Origin of the sequence: Streptomyces mutabilis (genome assembly GCF_014649815.1) — a bacterium.
Lineage (GTDB): Bacteria > Actinomycetota > Actinomycetes > Streptomycetales > Streptomycetaceae > Streptomyces > Streptomyces mutabilis.
Genome location: NZ_BMTT01000028.1, coordinates 38,142 through 56,948 on the forward strand (window position 1 = coordinate 38,142; position 18,807 = coordinate 56,948).

9 protein-coding genes and 1 pseudogene are annotated in these 18,807 nt (G+C 69.8%); 5 read left to right on the forward strand and 5 right to left on the reverse strand.

Translation table 11 applies throughout. The features are described from left to right. Nucleotides 1-358 precede the first annotated feature (358 nt). On the reverse strand, nt 359-1,186 hold the full coding sequence (locus IE142_RS32055) for an SDR family NAD(P)-dependent oxidoreductase (RefSeq protein ID WP_191888974.1): 828 nt from the start codon (nt 1,184-1,186) through the stop codon (nt 359-361). Between the two features lie 404 nt (nt 1,187-1,590). On the opposite strand from IE142_RS32055, the gene IE142_RS32060 reads away from it, so the two are divergent. From IE142_RS32060 to IE142_RS32075, 4 genes are all read left to right on the forward strand, one after another. After that, a complete protein-coding gene (locus tag IE142_RS32060; RefSeq protein WP_229831080.1) occupies nt 1,591-3,738 on the forward strand; it encodes an MMPL family transporter in 2,148 nt (715 codons plus the stop codon). Nucleotides 3,739-3,822: 84 nt separating this feature from the next. Next, on the forward strand, nt 3,823-11,187 hold the full coding sequence (locus IE142_RS32065; protein ID WP_191888976.1) for a type I polyketide synthase: 7,365 nt from the start codon (nt 3,823-3,825) through the stop codon (nt 11,185-11,187). Beyond that, entirely contained in the window at nt 11,184-12,557 is a 1,374-nt protein-coding gene (locus IE142_RS32070) for a hypothetical protein (protein WP_191888977.1), read from the forward strand. Before IE142_RS32065 ends, IE142_RS32070 begins: the two co-directional genes overlap by 4 nt. A gap of 14 nt (nt 12,558-12,571) precedes the next feature. Beyond that, nucleotides 12,572-13,705 carry a ferritin-like domain-containing protein gene (locus IE142_RS32075; protein ID WP_191888978.1) on the forward strand — a complete coding sequence of 378 codons (1,134 nt, stop codon included), beginning with the start codon at nt 12,572-12,574 and terminating at the stop codon, nt 13,703-13,705. Nucleotides 13,706-13,722: 17 nt separating this feature from the next. On the opposite strand, the pseudogene IE142_RS39395 reads toward IE142_RS32075, so the two are convergent. After that, a pseudogene (locus tag IE142_RS39395) lies at nt 13,723-14,176 on the reverse strand (transposase); the annotation flags it as partial. A 572-nt stretch (nt 14,177-14,748) separates the two neighbouring features. Here IE142_RS39395 and IE142_RS32085 point away from each other — a divergent pair. After that, nucleotides 14,749-15,834 (forward strand): cytochrome P450, encoded by a 1,086-nt coding sequence (locus IE142_RS32085; protein ID WP_229831076.1) that lies wholly within the window; start codon nt 14,749-14,751, stop codon nt 15,832-15,834. 401 nt (nt 15,835-16,235) lie between these two features. Here the strand turns inward: IE142_RS32085 and IE142_RS32090 are convergent, their stop codons facing one another. The 3 genes from IE142_RS32090 to IE142_RS32100 all read right to left on the reverse strand — a co-directional run bounded on the left by IE142_RS32090 (nt 16,236) and on the right by IE142_RS32100 (nt 18,438). Next, on the reverse strand, nt 16,236-17,069 hold the full coding sequence (locus IE142_RS32090) for a hypothetical protein (protein WP_191888980.1): 834 nt from the start codon (nt 17,067-17,069) through the stop codon (nt 16,236-16,238). Between the two features lie 56 nt (nt 17,070-17,125). Continuing rightward, the gene (locus IE142_RS32095; RefSeq protein ID WP_229831077.1) at nt 17,126-17,659 is read right to left on the reverse strand and encodes a SigE family RNA polymerase sigma factor; all 534 of its coding nucleotides are present in this window, start codon (nt 17,657-17,659) and stop codon (nt 17,126-17,128) included. Between the two features lie 89 nt (nt 17,660-17,748). Next, the gene (locus IE142_RS32100) at nt 17,749-18,438 is read right to left on the reverse strand and encodes a hypothetical protein (RefSeq protein ID WP_191888981.1); all 690 of its coding nucleotides are present in this window, start codon (nt 18,436-18,438) and stop codon (nt 17,749-17,751) included. Nucleotides 18,439-18,807: the final 369 nt, after the last annotated feature.

Genomic DNA, 18,807 nt, shown 5'->3' on the forward strand with positions numbered 1-18,807 from the left:
GGCGCAGCCGCGTGAGCGGCCTCGCTCGACGGTGCAGCGTCGTGTCTGTCAGATGCCGCCGGCCGGGTCACAGCCGCCTGAGCAGATGCGGGAGCTGTGCGCCCGTGCGGACGGGGTCGCCTCGCGGACGTGGTGGGTACCTGCCACCAGGCCTGGGGGTAGCACGGCGACGTACAGCGACGGGAATACGGAGCCGTGGGTGGGCACTCGCGGCACGGCTGGCGGTGCGACCCTCAACAGGCCCCGTCAGACGCCGGGAGCCGCAGCTTCAGACAACAGGCTGCGGTGCCCGTTTCTCGACCCCGATCAGGCCCACCGCATCCCGATCGCGGACAGCTGCTCCATGCGAATGCGACCCTCAGCGCTCGGTGGGTGAGTGTCGTTCGTCGGCCAGGGCCCGGTCATCCGATCCTGTAGCGTCGCTGGGGTCCCAGCACCATGGCAGTACCGCGGGACGTGGCAGATGTTTCAAGGCCCAGCAGAGGAGCCGGTACCGGGTGCCGGGGATGCTCACTGTCCGGCCGCGTTCCAGGTCGCGCAGTGCCGTCTCGGCTACCCGGCTGGGGGAGAGCCACATCCAGGCGGGGAAGTTGCCGGTGGAGATGCGGGCGCGGGAGTGGAACTCCGTCCTCGTGTAACCCGGCAGCACGGCGGTCATCCGTACACCGGCTCGCCGAACCTGCCGTGACCGGCCAACAGACTCTGTGAAGGCCAGTAGCCATGATTTGCTCGGAGGGTAGGTGCTTGCCAGCCAGCCCGGCCCGAGTGCAGCCACGGACGCCACGTTCAGCACACCCCCCGAGTGCCTGGCGAGCATGCCGGGAAGCGCGGCGTGGGTGAGGCGCAGCACGGCCCGCACATTGAGATCGAGAACCGTTTCCTCAGTCTCTACCGGGTTGCGCGGGAAGGGCTGTGGCGGGGCGATTCCCGCGTTGTTGACCAGCAGTTCGACTGGATGTGCGTCGTCCTGCAGTCGTCGTTCGACCCTTCGGCAGCCGTCCATTGTCGTGAGATCGGCGGCCAGTACCTGATGCGGGAGACCGGATGAGGGCAGGGCGGCTGCCAGTGCTTCAAGTCGACCGGCGTCCCGGGAAACGAGGACCAGCCGATAGCCGCGGTCGGCGAGAGCATGGGCCAGCGCCCGGCCGATTCCGGCGCTGGCACCTGTGACGAGGGCAGTGGACATGGTGCTCTTTTCTGAAGTGCGGCAGGAGGTAGTCCCGCGCCCTCGCCAACCATCCCTGTCGCGGACGGACTCGATGTCGGGCGGCACAGGGTGCCCGTCACGACACACGCCCGGGTGAGGGAACGTATCCGTCGCCGCGGCCGGACGTTGGGCAGGGGCGTCGGGGGCGCAGCCGGCGAGCCCCGGCCACGTACTGGCCACCTGAAGGGACAGTATTCCCGATGTCCGACAGATTGACACAAGCTGCCCCTCCTCAGGAGATCAACCCACGAACCGGTACTGCTGGTGTCGGGAGGCGGGCCAGCTGGCTCGACGCAATGGCACGGTGGTCGTACCGGCATTGCTGGTGGGTGCTCGGTTCGACAACCTGTCTGCTCACGCTGTGCGCCGTAGTGGGCTTGAGCATGGGCAGCCGGTGGTCCAACGGCGGCTACATCGCGGAAGACACGGCCGCCTGGCGAGCCGAGGCCGCGGCCCGGCCGTTCTCCGCGAGCACGCCCGACCTTGTGATGTATGCCCGGCCCGGACGATCGGTTGACGAGCCAGACGTGGCGGAGCAGGGTCAGCGGGTGACCGAACTGGCAGCCCGGTCACCTGGTGTCGGTGCCGCACTGTCGTACTGGACTACCGGGCTGGGGCCGTTGCGTACGGCCGACGGGCGCGGCGCGTTGCTGCGGATCGACCTCAAGGGCGACGACTCCCAAGCGGCCCGCACGGCCCGCGACCTGGTGCCGTCCCTGCAAGCCGCCGCCCCCGGGCTCAAACTTGCGGCGAGCGGCCCGGCCTGGGTCAACGTCACCGCCACCGACCAGGCACAACGGGACCTGCTGCACTCGGAGCTGTTCAACCTTCCCTTGGTCCTCGTGGTCCTGGTGCTGGCTTTCAGCTCCCTGGGCGCCACGCTGGTGCCCGTGGCGATCGGGGCGACTGCCGCGTCGGGAGCCCTGGCCGTGCTGGCGGTGGTGACCAGGCTGACGCCGGTGTCGGTCTTCGCCGTCAACCTTGGCTGCGCCCTGGGATTCGGTCTGGCCGTTGACTACGCCTTGTTCACTCTTTCCCGATACCGGGAGGAGCGCGCTCGTGGACTGGAAGCCGAGGAAGCGGTGGGGCGGGCGATGTCCACCACCGGTCGGGCGGTGGTCTGCTGCGCCTTGACCATGGCGTGGTGCATGGCAGCGTTGCTGGTCTTCCCGTTGGGGCTGATCCGCTCGCTGGCGATCGCGTCGCTCATCGTCGTCGCTCTCTGTGCCGTGGGCACGCTGTTCTTGCTGCCCGCCCTGGTGGCTGCCCTGGGCACCCGCATCGACGCACGGACTACGTCCCGTCGTCCAGGCCGTGGTCGGCCCGCCGCCGACTTGTCCGTCAGTCCGGCCTGGCGACGTGTCGCCACCACCGTGACCAAGCGGCCGTTGCTGTGGGTACTGGCCGGTTGCGCCCTGCTCGTCGGGCTGACGGCGCCCGTCACCGGGCTGCGCCCGGCTTTGGTGGACGAGACGATCCTGCCGCCCCGTGCCGAGGCGCGCACCGTTGCGGAAGCCGTCCGCCGCGACTTCCCCTACCCGCCCGACCGGCAGCTGACGGTAGTGCTGCCACGCACGGACCCTGTGGCCCGGGCAGCCGAAGTGGATGCCTACGCCCGGCACGTGTCGGCGCTGCCCGGGACGGCCCGGGTGAGCACCGCCGCAGGGGACTACGCCGGCGGAAGGCTCGTCGAGGCCAGGCGTGCCGAAGCGACCGGCAAGCGCGGAACGCTCGTGGTGGTGTTCGCACAAGGACCCGTCCAGTCTCGCGTAACCGCCGGGCTGGTCGAAGCCGTACGCGGCGCTCCGGCCCCGGGGCCGGCCCAGGTGGCGGGGACCGCTGTGCATCTCGCCGACACCAAGAGGGCTGTGACAGCCGCGTCGGGCTGGTGGGCCGCGCTGATGCTAAGCGGCGTGTTCGTCATGCTGCTGCTCTACACCAGGAGCCTGCTGGTCGCGCTGAAGGCCGCGGTCCTCGGCGGCCTCAGCATCGGGGCGGCGCTCGGGTTGATGGTGCTGCTCTTCCAACGGTGGCAGCTCCTTGGACCCCCCGCCGGCGGGGAAGAGGGCGCGCTGGAGATCACTATGCCGCTGCTGGCTGCTGCCCTGGCGTTCGGGCTCTGTGTGGACTATGAGGTCTTCCTCATCTCCCGCATGGTGGAGGAGTGGCGGCGCACGGGGCAGAACACCGGCTCCATCGTGTTCGGCATCGAACACACCGGCCGGTTGTTCACCGCCGCTGCGCTGGTGGTGGCCGTCAGCATGGGCGCGCTGATGGCTTCTGAGGTCAGCCTCCTGGTGGTACTCGGCGCGACCATGGCCGCCATCGTCCTCCTCGATGCCACCATCGTTCGCGGTGTCCTCGTTCCTGCGGTGATGCAACTGGCAGGTCGGGCGAACTGGTGGACCCTGCCGCCACTCAGCGGACGCAGCCCCTCCGCCGGGCTGCCCACGCGGAGACCGGGAGATGACCGGCCGGTGACAAGGCAGAGAGGTCACACGAAGAGGTGGCGCGGCGGGCCATTGGAGTGAACGTGGCCGTGAGGTGTCCCGCAGTTGATGAAGACTCCCAGTGATCTTCTTCCGACCTCCGGACCAGTCATCACGAGGAGCCCCATGGCCGAGCTGGACCAAGCCGTCGCCGTGATCGGTACCGCCTGCCGGCTGCCGGGTGGCATCAGCGACCTGGACGGGCTGTGGACCGCACTCGTCAAAGGTGAGGACTTGGTCGGTGAGGTTCCACCGGACCGGTTCGACAGGGTGGACTTCCTGGACGGCGGCCGGCGCCGACCTGGCCGGTCCTACACCGTGGCCGGCGGCTTCCTCCCGGACATCCACGGCTTCGACCGCGAGTTCTTCCGCGGTATCTCCCCACGGGAAGCACTGCACATGGATCCGCAGCAGAGGTTGCTGCTGGAGCTTGCGGTCGAGGCGCTCGACGACGCGGGTGTGGATCCGGCGGCCTGCGCCGGGTCTGACGGCGCGGTCTTTGTCGGCTGCTCCAGCCACGACTTCGGCCGCCTGGCTCAGGGCAGGCCCGACGTGGGCGACGTCTACTCGATGTCCGGCACGGCCCTTGCCAACACGGCCAACCGCGTCTCACACCTGCTCGATTGGCACGGGGAGAGCTTCGCTCTCGACACCGCCTGCTCCTCGGCACTGACCGCGGTCCACCAGGCCTACGAACACCTGTGCGCGGGCCGCACCGGGCTGGCGCTGGCCGGCGGTGTCAACATGCTCCTCGACCCGCGCGTGTTCGCCGGGTTCTCCGCCGCGTCGATGCTCTCGCCCACAGGCCGCTGCCGTGCCTTCTCGGCCGACGCGGACGGCTACGTCCGCTCCGAGGGCGGCGGCCTGCTGCTGTTGAAGCGACTGCCCGACGCCCTGGCCGACGGCGATCGTGTGCACGCGGTCATCCTCGGCAGCGGTGCCAACAACGACGGACGCACCTCGGGCATCGCCCTGCCGAACGGGCAGGCTCAGGAGAACCTGCTGACGTCCACCTATACCGAGGCGTCCGTGCATCCGGACCGCCTCGTCTACATGGAGGCCCACGGGACGGGCACCGCGATCGGTGACCCGATCGAGTGCGAGGCCATCGGCCGTGCACTGGGAACGCGGCGCTCGGTCGGCCCATTGCCCGTGGGCTCGGTGAAGAGCAACCTCGGGCATCTGGAGCCGGCCTCGGGAGTCCCCGGACTGCTCAAGGCGATCCTGGTGCTGCGGCACGGCATGGTGCCGCCCACGCTGCACGCGGAGCCGCTGAACCCGCGCATCGGCTTCCAGGATCTCAACCTCAGCCCTACCGTCCGGCCGCAGCACGTCGAAATCTCACCCAACGCCGTGGTCGGGATCAACTCCTTCGGCTTCGGAGGTGCCAACGCCCATGTGCTGCTCGGACCGGCTCCCTGCGACTCCACCCCGCAGCCGACCGCCAAGGGACCACTGCCCGTGATGGTCACCGCCCGTGGCCAGGAGGCTCTGGCCGAGGCGTGTAGCCGACTGGCCGAGAAGCTCGAACACGCCGATTCGGCCGCCTTCTACGGTATCGCGCACACCACCGTCCACCGCAGGGCCCGGCACGACCACCGCACCGTGGTCGTGGCTGAAACCGCACAGGAAGCGGCATCCGCTCTGCTGGGAGCCGCCCGCGGCGAGCGTCCGGCCCCGGGCTCGGCCACGGCCAGGGCCGTAGCGAGCGGCCGGGTGGCGTTCGCCTTCTCCGGCAACGGGTCGCAATGGCCGGGCATGGGTGCGGAGCTGCTCCGTACGGAGCCGGTTTTCCGGAGGGCCGTGCAGAGGGTCGCCGCCGTCCTGGACCCGCTGCTGGGTTGGTCGGTGACCGACGCGATGGCGTCGGGCGACGCAGAACGTCTGACATCGACTCAGGTCGCTCAACCCCTGCTGTTCGCGTACCAGCTCGGTGTCGTCGAGGTGCTGCGTGCCCATGGAGTGCGGCCGGAGGGCGTCGTCGGCCACAGTGTCGGGGAGATCGCCGCAGCCTGCGTGGCCGGAGCGCTCGATCTGGCGGCCGCCGCGCGGGTGGTCGCCGCACGAAGCCGGGAGCAGGAGGCAACGGCCGGCACCGGACGCATGGCAGCCGTCGGGCTGTCCGAACAGCAGCTGCGCGCCGAACTCGCGCAGTGCGGCACGCGGGTGGAACTGGCCGGCGTCAACAGCCGTACGGACACCACGGTTGCCGGACCGGCCGCCGAAGTAGCCTCCCTGAGGGAACGGCTGCAGGAGCGTGGCGTGTTCGCACGCGAACTCGACCTCGACTACGCCTTCCACAGCTCCGCCATGGACCCGATCGAAAAGCCCCTGCTGACCGGTCTGCGCGGTCTTACGTCCGCAGAGCCGTCGCTGCGGTTCGCCTCCACCGTGACAGGGGACATCCTGACCGGCGCCGGGCAGCTGGACGCCGAGTACTGGTGGCGCAACGTCCGCGAACCCGTACGGTTCGCCCAGGCCGTCGAGACACTGGCCACCGAGGGCTTCGACGTCTTCGTGGAGATCGGCCCGCATGCCGTGCTCGGACCCTACCTGCGCCGTCTGACGCATGACGGCCCCTCGCCTTGCGAGGTGGTGAAAACCGGCTCCCGGCGTGCCGACGGACCGGCCGCCCTCAGGAGCACGGCAGCCCACCTGCTGGCCGCCGGCGCCACGGTCGACACCGGCGGGCACTTCCCCGACTCCACCGCGCCCGTGGAACTCCCCGCCTACCCGTGGCAGCGGGAGCGGCACTGGCTCGCGGAGCCCAGCTGGTGGTCGGGCATCGTCAGCGACGGCATGACCCTGCACCCGCTTCTCGGCCAGCGAGCCGTCACGGCCGAGCCCGCCTGGCACGGCGTACTGAGCACCGTGCGCGCCCCGTGGCTGTCCGAGCACCGGGTCGGCCCCACCACGGTGCTCCCGGCCACCGGCTACCTCGAAACCGTGCTCGCGGCCGGCCGGCAACTGCTCGACACGACCGAGCTGGAGATCACCGACCTCACCGTCACCAGCGCCTGTGTGCTGCCGGGACAGGACAGCACGGACGATCTGCTCCTCCAGACCTCTGTCGAACCGCGGACCGGCGCCGCGACCATCTCCAGCCGCACCGGACCGGACGGGGCCTGGCAGCACCATGCGCAGGGGCGAGTACGCCGCCTCCTGCGTCCGGCGCCCGCCCCGCTCGACCTGAGTGCGCTGCTTGCCCGGCTTCACCCCGACGCACTGCCCGCCGCCGCGCACTACCGCGGGCTGAGGGCCAGCGGCATCACGCACGGCCCGGCCTTCCAGGTGCTGACCGAGTTCCGGCTCGGTGAGGGGGAACTGCTCGCCTCCTACCGCACGGACCAGAACACGGACGGCTACCTCGCCCATCCGGTGGTGACCGACGGCGCCCTGCAGGCCGGAGCCCCGCTCCTCGCCGCACTCACCGGCGCCGCGCTCTTCCTGCCCGCCCAGCTGACCGCCGTACGCCTGTGGCACCCGCCGGCTTCCGAGGGCTACCTGCATCTGCGGCTCACCAGGGCGACCAGCCGGGAAGCCGTCTGGGACGTCGCCCTGACCGATCGGGATGGCCGGGTCTGCCTGGAGCTGGAAGGGTGCCGACTGCGCCGCTTCGACCAGCACGCCGGTGACCCGGCGGCATTGCAGGAACTCGTACTGCGCGCCGCCCCGCGGGACGCCGCGGAGCCTGTGCGACTGCCTTCCCCCACCGAACTACTGACGGCCACCGCCCCCGCACGAGCACGCCTGCAAAACCGTAGCGACGACCGCTACGAGCAGGTGACGGCCCGCACCGGCGAGGTAGCGGCACTCTATGCCCGGCAGGCCGTCGAAGAGCTCCTCCCGGGCCGCACCGAGTTTTCGGTCGACGACCTGTGCACGGCCGGCGCACTGGCGAAATACCGGCCCTACCTCAACCTACTGGCCCGCACCATGGGCGCGTACGGTCTGGCCCAACCCCTGCCCGAGGGACGCTGGCGCCTCACCGAGGCCGCCGCGGACCCCCGGGAACGCGTCCGCACCCTGATCGCCGACCTGCCGGAAGCACTCACGCTGACGCTGCCGGGGCTGCGTTGCGGACTGTACCTGTCCACATTGCTGCGAGGGCGAATCGATCCCCGCGAGATCCTCTTCGGTGAGGCAGATCAGCACTTCCTCACCCAGCTCTACGGCAACGCGCCTCATCTGCGCCTGCACAACGCCTATGCCGGGCAGCTGCTCGGCGCGATGGTCGACCACTGGCCCGCAGACCGGCCACTGCGCGTCCTCGAAGTAGGCGCGGGGACCGGCGGTATGACCGCCGCGCTGCTTCCCGTCCTGCCCCCCGAACGCACCCGCTACCTGTTTACCGACCGTTCGGCCGGCTTCCTGGCCAAGGCCAAGACCCGGTTCGCCGCATACGACTTCGTCGAGTACAGCACCTTCGACATCGACGGCGATCCGGACGACCAGGGGGTACGGGCGGGGCACTTCGACCTGGTGGTCGCCGCCAACGCGCTGCACACCGCGAAGGACGTGGGCGCGGCCGTCGACCGGCTCGGGACGCTCCTCACCGACGGGGGAATGCTGCTCGCACTGGAAAGCCACGACAGCGACTGGGTGTCCACCTTCTTCGGCGCGCTGGACGACTACTGGGACTACACGGACACCGACCTCCGCAAGGACTCCCCTCTCCTCCAGCGGGAGCAGTGGAAGAGCCTGCTCAACGCACACGGATTCGACGCCGTGGCCTGCACCGGCGAGGCACCCGACACGGCACGTGCGAGCGACTCGGTGATCCTGGCCCGCCGCGCGGCGACCGCCCTCCCCTCCCGCGTCCCGTCCGCCACCGCGTCGGTTCCGGCCGGTAGGTGGCTGGTGGCGGCGGACACAGCCGGCGACCTGCCCGACCGGCTCGCCAACGACCTCGGTACCCGTCCGCTGCCGCTGAAGGAGCGGGACTGGATGGCGAAGATGCCGTCCGATCCGGACTGCACCGTGCGCATGGCTCTGCTCCTGGACGGGCCCGATCCGGCGACCGACCCGGCCACCGCCATCGCGCACGCGGCCGGCCGCGTCCGGGACGTGATGACCGGGCTGAGCACCCGCCAGGACGCCGAGCTGTGGCTGATCCTGCCACCGACCGGGATTTTCCCGGCTCCGGAACGACCGCGGACGCCCGAGGCGGCAGCCCTGTGGGCCCTCGGCCGCACCGTTGCCAGCGAGTACCCGGCCGTCCAGGTCCGGCTGGTTTCACTGGAGCGGTCCGGCGACGCCGGCAGGGACGCGGCGCGACTGCTCGCCGAACTGAGCGAACCCGGATCCGAACGAGAGATCGTGCTGACGGGCGCTGGCCGGTTCGTCCCCCGTTTCACCACGGCGACGCCACCGCTTCGCCGGCAGACTGAGGGATGCCGTCTGAACCTGCGTGATCCCGGCATGTCCCACCGGCTCGTCTGGGAACCGCAGACCACCTTGAGTCCGGGGGCGGGCGAGGTACTGGTCGCGGTGAAGGCCGCCGCCCTGAACTACCGTGACGTGATGCTGGCCACCGGCCTGATCCCGGACGACCAGCCGGTTCCCGGCCGCGAGCAGCCTTCCTTGGGCCTGGAGGGGGCCGGCGAGGTGATCGCCGTCGGAGCGGAAGTCGCCGGAATCGAACCCGGGGACCGGGTCTTCGGTACCGGCGCCGGCTGGTTCGCCTCCCACGTCGTCGTGCGAGCCGAACAACTGGGCCGCGTGCCGCAGCGCATGTCCTTCACCGAGGCGGCCACGCTGCCCGCGGTCTTCCTCACCGTTCAGTACGGGTTGGAACGCCTGGCTCGCCTGCGGGCGGGGGAGCGGGTACTGGTCCACGGAGCTGCCGGCGGTGTGGGGCTGGCCGCCCTGCAGTACGCCAGGTCCGTCGGCGCCGAGGTCATCGCGACCGCCGGCACCCCCGGCAAGCGCGACCTGCTGCGGATGCTCGATGTCCGGCACGTCATGAACTCGCGGGACCTTCGCTTCGCCGAAGAGGTCCGGGAGCTGACCGACGGCCAAGGCGTGGACGTCGTGCTGAACTCACTGGCCGGCGAGGCCATCGCCCGCGGCCTGGAGTGCCTGCGCCCCGGCGGCCGGTTCGTCGAACTCGGCAAACGCGACCTCTATGCCAACACCCCCGTGCTCCTCGGACCGTTCCGGCGTAACATCGCCTACTTCGGGGTCGACGTGGCCACTCTCCCCGAACAGCTACCTGAGGTCGCGGCCGGTGAGTTCACCGAGCTGTGCCACCGCGTGACCGACGGACGCTACCGTCCACTGCCGCACCAGGTGTACTCCGCCGACGCAGTGACCGACGCGTTCCGTTCCCTGCGCCACTCCAAGCACCTCGGCAAGATCGTCATCGATCTGAGCGAGCCGGTCGCCGTCGAACAGCCGGTGCCGCCCATGGAAGTCGACCCCGCCGGAAGCTACCTGGTCACCGGAGGCCTGGGCGGACTGGGCGCGGCGCTGGCGGGGAACATGGTGCAGCGGGGTGCCCGACACCTCATTCTGGTCGGCCGGCGCGGCGCGGATTCACCCGAGGCACCGGCCTTGCTGGAACGGCTCGCCCAGGTCGGGGCACAGGTCACCGTGGTCGCCGCGGACGTTGCCGACCACAAGGCGATGCGAAAGGCGATCACCGACGCGGACGAGGCGGGGCATCCGGTACGAGGGGTCCTGCACGCCGCCATGGTTCTCGACGACGCCCCGATGGCACAGCTGACGGCTGAGCGCTTCGAGGCCGTCCTGCATCCGAAGGTTCGGGGGGCCGTCGTGCTGTCCGAACTGACCTCGGACCGCGAGCTGGACTTCTTCCAGGTGTGCTCCTCGGTGACCACTCTGGGCGGCAACCAGCTGCAGAGCGCCTACGTTGCCGCCAACGCCTACCTCGAAGCCCTGGTGCGCCAGCGACGCTCCCAGGGCCGGGCCGGGACCGCCCAGGTGCTGGGAGGCGTGGCCGAGACCGGCTTCGTCGTGCGGACCGGCTTCGAGCAGACCCTGCACCGCATGGGTTTCGGTTCGGTCGCCCCAGCGGAGATTTGGCAGGCGTTCGAGCGCCAACTCACCCACGGCCCGGACGTAGCGGTATTCGGTCGGATCGACTGGGAACGGATGGGACAACTGCTCTCCGGGCTGAACCGGCCCGCCTTCGCCGCTTGCGTCCAGGCCACCGGCCGGGCGCGCATCAGCCATGGCGAGGCCCTGCGGTCCAGGCTCGCCGCGATGACCGACGACGAGGCGGTGGAGACCATCTCCGCGGAGCTGGCGACACTGGTCGCCGGGGTCCTGCAGACCGCACCCGAGCGAGTCGACCGCACCCGCAAGCTGGACCAGCTGGGACTCGACTCACTCATGGTCGTCGAACTGTCCGCCCACGTGAACCGCATGCTGGGATGCAACATCCCCGCCCTGGAGCTGATCGCGGCGAGCTGTCTCGACGATCTCGCACGCCGCGTCCTGCCCATGGTCACCGGAGGCACCCGATGACCGGCGTAGCGGACCGCCCAGCAGGGAAACTCGACGAACTGCCCTGGTGGCGCCCCCTGGTAGTACAGCTAGCCGGACAGGCACACCCCGATGACACCACCCTGGGCCTCTTCGTCCGGCAGCTCACCGCCGCTTTCGAGGAACAGGGCCACACCGTGGTCGAGTCCTCGCACGGAGACGTCGACCTGCTGCTGATCGTCACACACATCCCCACCGGATCTGAGCCGCTGCGCGAGCGCGTCCAGGAACAGAGCCCTCCGCTGAGCGCCCGTACGTGCACCGAACTGGGACTGCGCGTGGGCTCGCGCCAGACCGTGGTGCTCGCCCAGATCCCCGAGCACCTAGCCGACCGGCGGCACACCGAGGTGGTCGACATCGGGCGCACCGTCATGGCACGGACCGCCGCCCCCCGCGTGGTCCTGGTCAACCGGGACGGGCAGGAGGCCACCCTGTTCACCATGGAAGGGGGGCACCCCACCGAAACCCAGGACCTGGCTGACCGGATCCGCGACCGGCTGGTCACCGCCGCCTGCGCACGGGACGTCGGTGACCGCTACGACGTGGTCACCGACGCCCTGTCCTCCACCACCTGGACCCACTCCCCGGCCCCGGACCACCTGGCCGCAGCGGGGCGGCGGATGGGTGCACTCGGTCTTCTCCCCGAGCCGGTGCACATCGACCGGTACGTCTCCGAAGCCCTCGCCTCGCTATACCGCGAGTACCTCGGCTGGAAGCGTCTCAGCGAGGGCATGCTGTTCCTCTACGACCCCGACCTCGACGCCGTCGTGGTCACCGCCTCCGGAAGCTGGGACGTCGACAAGCGCGCACTGCGAAGGGACGAAGTCACCGTCCTCCACCCCCACCCCCACGGCAGCCGCCTGCGCGTCCTCGCCCCAGAGGGAGTCGACCCCAAAGGACCCTCGGTGGAGGCATGGGAAGTGTGCGCCCTCCTCTCCGCCGTTCCCACCGTCCGACTCAGCCGGTCGGCAGCCGGCCACTGGACGCTGGATCCCGACGGCGAACGCACCGCCCCCATCATCCGCGGCGGCGTACACGCCCACGTGGGAGTCAGCCGGGCCGACGACACGGTGATCGAGTCTGTGCCCCCGAACCGGGATCTGTATCCGTACGGCTTCGGCTGCGGCACCGATCTGGTGGCCGACGTGGCAACCGACACCGTAGCCCGCTCACACGCGGTCAACGATGCAACGGACCCCCGGCGTTACGTGCGCTGGCCGATGCTCTACCACGGCGAAATGGCCGTCGAACTGTGGAAACCCGGCTTGCCCGAACAACCGCTGCAGGGGCTGCTGGACGCCTACGCCGCTTCCGTCCGGTATACCCCCGACCACGTCGACCAGCCGCTCTGACGCCCAGGAGGGCAGTGCCCGTGACGACCTCTGCCAGCCCCGAGTCCGCGGCCGGCCACTGGACGGTACCCGCCGGTGCGGCGAGTACGTTCTCCTGGGCATACGACGACGGACGCGAGCGCCTGCTCGCGCTCTACCAGCGTGGCAAGGACCGGCAGTGGGACGCCGTGCGCCGGATCGACTGGGACCTCGACGTGGATCCAACCGATCCGCTGGGCACTCCGGACGAGGCGCTGCCCCTGCACGGCACCCCTTACTGGGACCGCCTGAGTACCGGGCGACGGAGCGAACTGCGCCAGCACTTTGCCGCCTGGCAGTTCAGCCAGTTCCTGCACGGCGAGCAGGGCGCCATGGTCTGCTCAGCCCGCATTGTTGAGAGCGCTCCTGACCTCGATGCCAAGTTCTTCGCGGCGACGCAGACCGTGGACGAGGCCCGGCACGTGGAGATCTTCTCCCGCTTCCTGCGGGAGAAGATCGAGCTCAGTTACCCGATCAACGACAGTCTGCGAACTTTGCTGGACGATACACTGCGCGACTCCCGCTGGGACATGCCGTACCTGGGCATGCAGGTTCTCGTTGAGGGACTGGCACTGGCCTCGTTCGGACTGCTCAGGGACACCACCAGCAAGCCTCTTCCCCGGCACCTGTTGGCCTACGTCATGCAGGACGAGGCCCGCCACGTGGCCTTTGGCCGCATGGCCCTGCGCGACCACTACCGCGAACTGAGCGCCACCGAACTGGCCGATCGCGAGGAGTTCGTCATCGAAGGCTGCCACCTGATGCGAAACCGCCTGCGCGGCACCGAAGTCCTGGAGAACTTCGGGGTGCCGCGTGCAGCAGCTGTCCGCATCGCTGAGGAGAGCGGCTACCTCAGAGCCTTCCGCCGGACGCTCTTCTCCCGCATCGCTCCCTGCGTGAAGGACATCGGGCTGTGGAGCCCGGAGGTCCGGGAGGCGTTCACCGGCCTGTGCGACGGAGACGCACGAGGGAGCGACCTGGACCATCTGATGCGACAGGACGACGAGATCGCCGAAGCGCTGGATGCGGAACGGTTCGCAGCCGAGGAAACGGCGCGTGCCGCGGAGATCAGCGAGATGGTCACTCTGGGAGGGGAGAGGGGCTCCGGTGCCGCCGACGTATCCGCGTGACGCACGCGGCCGCCACCGTCGGTCAGGATGCCGTCCCACCAGCCCTGTTCGGCCGAAGCAGCGGCCCGGATCGGACGCTCGACGGCCTTGCCCGCGGGGCGGACACGCACGGCGGCGAGCCGGGACCGTAACTGGCCGCGCGAGCCCTGCCATCAGGTCAACCAATGCTTCCTGTCCGAGGCCGGCGGACCGGGCTGCCACCGAGGGTGCGGGCCGACGGTAGCGGGGCTGGGGCCAGCACCCGATGGGACCGTTGCGGCCGGGGGCCACAGGCTCCGCGTCGAACGGGTGGGCACTCACGTCCGCGCGGACGGCGAGCACGTAGTCGATTCCCCGCTCGGCCAGGCCGGCCCGCAGGTGGGCGTCGGTGCCGTAGGCGGCGTCGGCCACGACAACCGGCGGGCGCATGCCCCAGCCGGCCAGCGTGTCGAGCGTGTCCAGAGCCAGCCGCCACTTATCGCGGTGGGTGACCTACGGCCCTGACCGAGGTGGACGGCGGGTAGGCCATCGTGGGCAGGTGATCGATCGGGCCGTCCCGTTGCACCGGTGACTGTCCGCGTCCGCGACAGCGGGGCGGTTGTGGTCATGTGCGAATTCTGCGACGCAACCTGCGGAAGGAACTGCGGTTACAGCCCCCTTGGCTGGTTTGGCCTGTTCACCCGTATCTGCCACTCAGGTAACGTCATGGTTCAGCGGACCGGAATGCCTTTAGCAGGCGCGTACAACGAAGGAACCGTCCAACGAGGAGGATCACGATGTCGTGGATCACCAGTGGCCTTCGGGCGCTCAGCGGTGAGATGCGTGCACGCTTGCACGGGTACTTCGTCGAGTATGGGCAGCGCGACTGACACTGTGGCTGTGACGCGGGACGCGCAGCTGAAATGCCGAACCGCGCCATCGTCATCCGGCAATGACACGCTGGGGTCCCGAAGCGCTCGGGCGGGCCTCGATCGGATCGCCTCCCACCCCCTGCCAGACGGGCATGACACCTCGTGTTCCTGAATAGACGTGGTCTGTGGTCTCACCTGCGGCGGTGGGAGCAGTTGGCGGCGGACACCGACGGGCCGTTCAGGCTGCGCTTCGGGACCCTCTTCATCGCCGACGCCGATGCGGCCAGGGAGGTTCTGGTCGGCTCGGCTGAGAACTACCTGTCGCAGTCCGGGTTCTTCCGGCTCGGGGCGACGCCCGTTCCCCATCTGATTCGGACGGAGGCGTCACGCGAGCTGATCGCAGTCCTGGCCCGACACGATTTCGAGTCGGCCTTCGACGTTGACGCCGCCATCCGTGAGCTGAGTGACCATCGTAGCCGTCTGCGGCATCAGCGGTGGGGAGTCGGACTGATCCGGCGGTACTTCGCTCCCGCCATAGCGGATCAGCGCCATACCGAGATCAACGCGCTTGTCGATGACTACGTGACATCGAGCGTAATCGCAGACGACATCGTCGGTCGCATGGTGCGAAGACCCCACCGTTCGGTGCCCCTCATCCGGGCCGGATTCGCAGAGCAGTTGAGACAACTGCCGGTGCGCTCGGCGGACGCGGAGGACCTGGTCGATCTGGTTCTGGGTCTGCCTGGGGAACTGTCTCCGGCGGATCGCGCGCAGTTACTGCAGCGGCTCGTCCTTTCCACGGTCGGCTTCACCGGCGTAACTCTCGAATGGGTAGTGCTTCTCGGCATTCAGTACGGCTACAACCGCCCAACAGTACGACCCGAAGAGATCCGTTCCCTGGTCAGGGAGACACTGCGCCTCTACCCAACAGCATGGCGCCTGGTCAGGGTGGCCGCCACCGATCACCGAATAGCCGGAGTTCCGGTCCACGAGGGTGAGCATGTTCTGATCGGCACGCACGCGATCCATCGGTCAGAGGCCGTATGGGACAGGCCGCTGGAGGTGTGTCCCTCGCGCTGGGAGGAACCGACCGATGACCAGAGGCGGTCTTACCTCCCTTTCGGGAAGGGGGAGGGGATGTGTCCGGCGAACGGCTTCGCTCTCGCGGCCCTGCAACATCTCGGCTGTCTCATTCTTCGCGACTACCGGGGAGAGGTGCGGCTCCGAAGGCGCAAGCCCCATGTCCGCACACTCCTCGCCCCACCGACAGGCTGGACCCGCCTCACCAGAACAGGGTGACCCCGCACCGCCCTTGAGCAGCGCCATGCACGGAGAGGCCCGTCCACGAGTCACCATCGTTCTCAAGAGGCCCGACATCGCACCTGGCACAGCCTTTCGGTAGCCCGCCCGAGCGGGAGAGCTCGGGCGGGCTCCGCGCACAGTGCCGTCGCCGCTTCTAGCCGCCGGCCAAGGGCCCCAGGACCGGCCCCGCGAACCCCGTGTGACCCGTCGCCACCCGTACCGACGTCCGACCCCGCCAGCCTGCCGCACATGATCCTGCCTGGTCCTGTGCGGCTGCCCGCGGCGTTCTGACGCCACCCGCCGGGCACCTGGGCGACGATCAAGGAACATAGAAAATGCTCCAAGCGGCGTACAGCGATTCGAGCGGCAGCGGGGCGCCCCGATCCTCGGCAACGGCTTCAGTCCCAGTACGTCTCGTGGGTCAGCCGGTTGCCCTGTCCGTCGAAGGTGTCGACGGACGCGATGGTCTCCCCGTCGGCGACGGGCAGGGCGAACGCACGGTAGGAAGTGCCGGGCAGCGTCACCACCTGCGCCATACGCACAGCACCGCCGTCCAGGGTGAGCCGGGCCGTGACCGTTCCCGGGGCCGGGTTGCCGACGAAGATCCGAGTCCCGGACAACCCCTTCTCGGACAGGCTGTGCAGCCCGGCGCCCTGGTCGGAGTCGGCCTCACCGTCCACGACGGAGCAGCCCGCCCAAGGGCCCGCCTGGTGGTCGACCTGGACGCCACCGATGAAGACCCGCTGGCAGAGCAGCGAGAGGTCTCCCGGCCGGGAAGCGCCACCGAAGCCTTCGTCGGCGTCACGGTCGGCCGTGTCGCCGACGGCAGTGTCAGCGGACGGAAAGTCGTCCGGCACGTCGGGATGGAACGTCAGCGTCACCGACCACTCCTTGCCGTCGATGTCGCCGGAGCGGACCACCTGGCTGCGTTCCGTGGTTTCCGGCGCGTCGGGAACCGGTGGGACGGAGGGGGAGGAGGCCGCAGGGCGCGGGCCGTCGTCCTGGGGCGGCCCGTTCAGCAGCGGCAGGACGACGGCTGCCGTGACCCCGGCCACCAGCACCCCGGCCGCCGCGGTCACGGCGGTGCGGCGCGACCTCCGGGCACGGGCACCGTCCAGGATGGCCTGGACAGGCGCTGGCCCGGGCGCCTTGCGCCCGGCCGCCCGGGCCAGCGCCTGCCGTACGTCCGGTGCGCAATCGCCGGTGTGCTGGGGGCCGATCCGGTCCGGCACGCAAGCGCCCGAAGCGCCTGACGTATCTGGTTGCCCGCCGGGTGTGCGGGGGGCTGTCATGCGGCACCTCCGAGATCCGCGCGGTCGTGCGCCGCCAGCGCGGGGTGTGCCCGCAGCTTGGCGAGAGCGCGGAAAGCCTGGCTCTTGACCGTGCCGGGCGTGCAGCCGAGCGTCCGTGCCACCTCGCCCACCTCGAGGTCCTCCCAGTAGCGGAGGACGACCACCGCACGTTGCCGTTCGGGGAGTTCGGCCAGAGCTTCCATCAGCACGTCGCGCTGCTCCAGACGTTCGGTGTCGCCGGACCGCTGCGGACGGTCCGGAAGCAGAGGGGTGAGCCAGTGGACGACTCGTCTGCGGCGGTGACGGCTGCGGTTGTTGTTCACCAGCGCGCGCCGCACATAGGCGTCGGCGTCCTCCCGCCGCACCCGGTCCCACCGCGCGTGCACTTTGATCAGCGTCGTTTGCACCAGGTCTTCCGCCTCATGGAAATCGCCGGTCAGCATGTAGGCGGTCCTGACCAGGCGGCTCCAGTAGGCCGAGACGAACGCCGTGAAGTCGCCTTCGGCATCGCGGGCCGGTCCGATGTGCACGAAGAGTTGTCCCTGCGGGTGTGTGGGTGGGTGGGCAGTACGGTCCGGCCCCCGGATGCGTGCGGCACCCGGGGACCGGGGACCGGCGGTCAGTCCCAGTACGTCTCGTGAGTCAGCCGGTTGCCCTGTCCGTCGAAGGTGTCGACGGACGCGATGGTCTCCCCGTCGGCGATGGGCAGGGCGAACGCACGGTACGAGGTCCCAGGCAGCGTCGCCACCTCAGCGGTACGGACCGTACCGCCGTCGAGCGTCAGACGGGCCGAGGCCGTGCCCGAAGCGGGGTTGCCGACGAAGATCCGAGTCCCGGACGTGCCCTTGTCGGTCAGACCGTGCAGCCCGGCACCTTCGACGAAGTCGTCCCGACCGTCCACGACGGAGCAACCCGCCCACGGCCCCGCCTGGTGATCGACCTGGACCCCGCCGATGAACACCCGCTGACAGAGCAAAGCGGGATCCTGGGGCCGGGAGTCACCGAAGCCGGACGTCCCATCGGTGGAGGGGAAGTCCTCCGGAACCTCCGGATGGAACGTCAGCGTCACCGACCACTCCTTGCCGTCGACGATTCCGGAGCCGACGGTACGGGCCACGGTCCGCTGCTCCTCGTCCTGCGCGTGCCGAGGCGGGTGCTGCTCGCCCGTTGCGACTGACTGGGTCCGCGGCCCCTTTCCGGACGTGTCACCGGACACTCCGCCGGCCGCCCAGGCACCGGCTACCGGTGTGCTGACCACGATGGCGGCCGTGCCGACGGCGACGGCGAGCTTCTTGATGCTGCTGGACACGTTGCTCCTACGGGAAGTGGGGTGAATGGACCGGAGGGCGCCTCTCCACGCCCTTCTACTCCCGTTGGTCGACCGCGGGTTGCACGCGACCGCAGATTTTTTGGCAAGTGCCTGGCCGGAGGCCTCAGTCCTCGAACACGAACGCCGACGTCTCCTGCGTCAGGACCTCGTCCCGGACGAAGCCCGGCATGGTGGCGGCGATGGCGCGGGAGCGGGTGGGTTCCGTGGCCCTTCACCGCGGACGCGCTGAACACGAGGTGGTGCGGCGACATCACTTACATAGCCGTCGGCACTCCTCGTTGGGCTGCGAGTGGTTGTCGGAGTTGTCGAACGGGGCGGCGGTTTTGGGGGGTGGCCGGTTGTGTGTGT

Coding starts and splice junctions, on each gene's coding strand:
- IE142_RS32055 (WP_191888974.1), bottom strand. CDS start 1,186: ATGTCCACTGCCCTCGTCACAGGTGCCAGCGCCGGAATCGGCCGGGCG.
- IE142_RS32060 (WP_229831080.1), top strand. CDS start 1,591: ATGGGCAGCCGGTGGTCCAACGGCGGCTACATCGCGGAAGACACGGCC.
- IE142_RS32065 (WP_191888976.1), top strand. CDS start 3,823: ATGGCCGAGCTGGACCAAGCCGTCGCCGTGATCGGTACCGCCTGCCGG.
- IE142_RS32070 (WP_191888977.1), top strand. CDS start 11,184: ATGACCGGCGTAGCGGACCGCCCAGCAGGGAAACTCGACGAACTGCCC.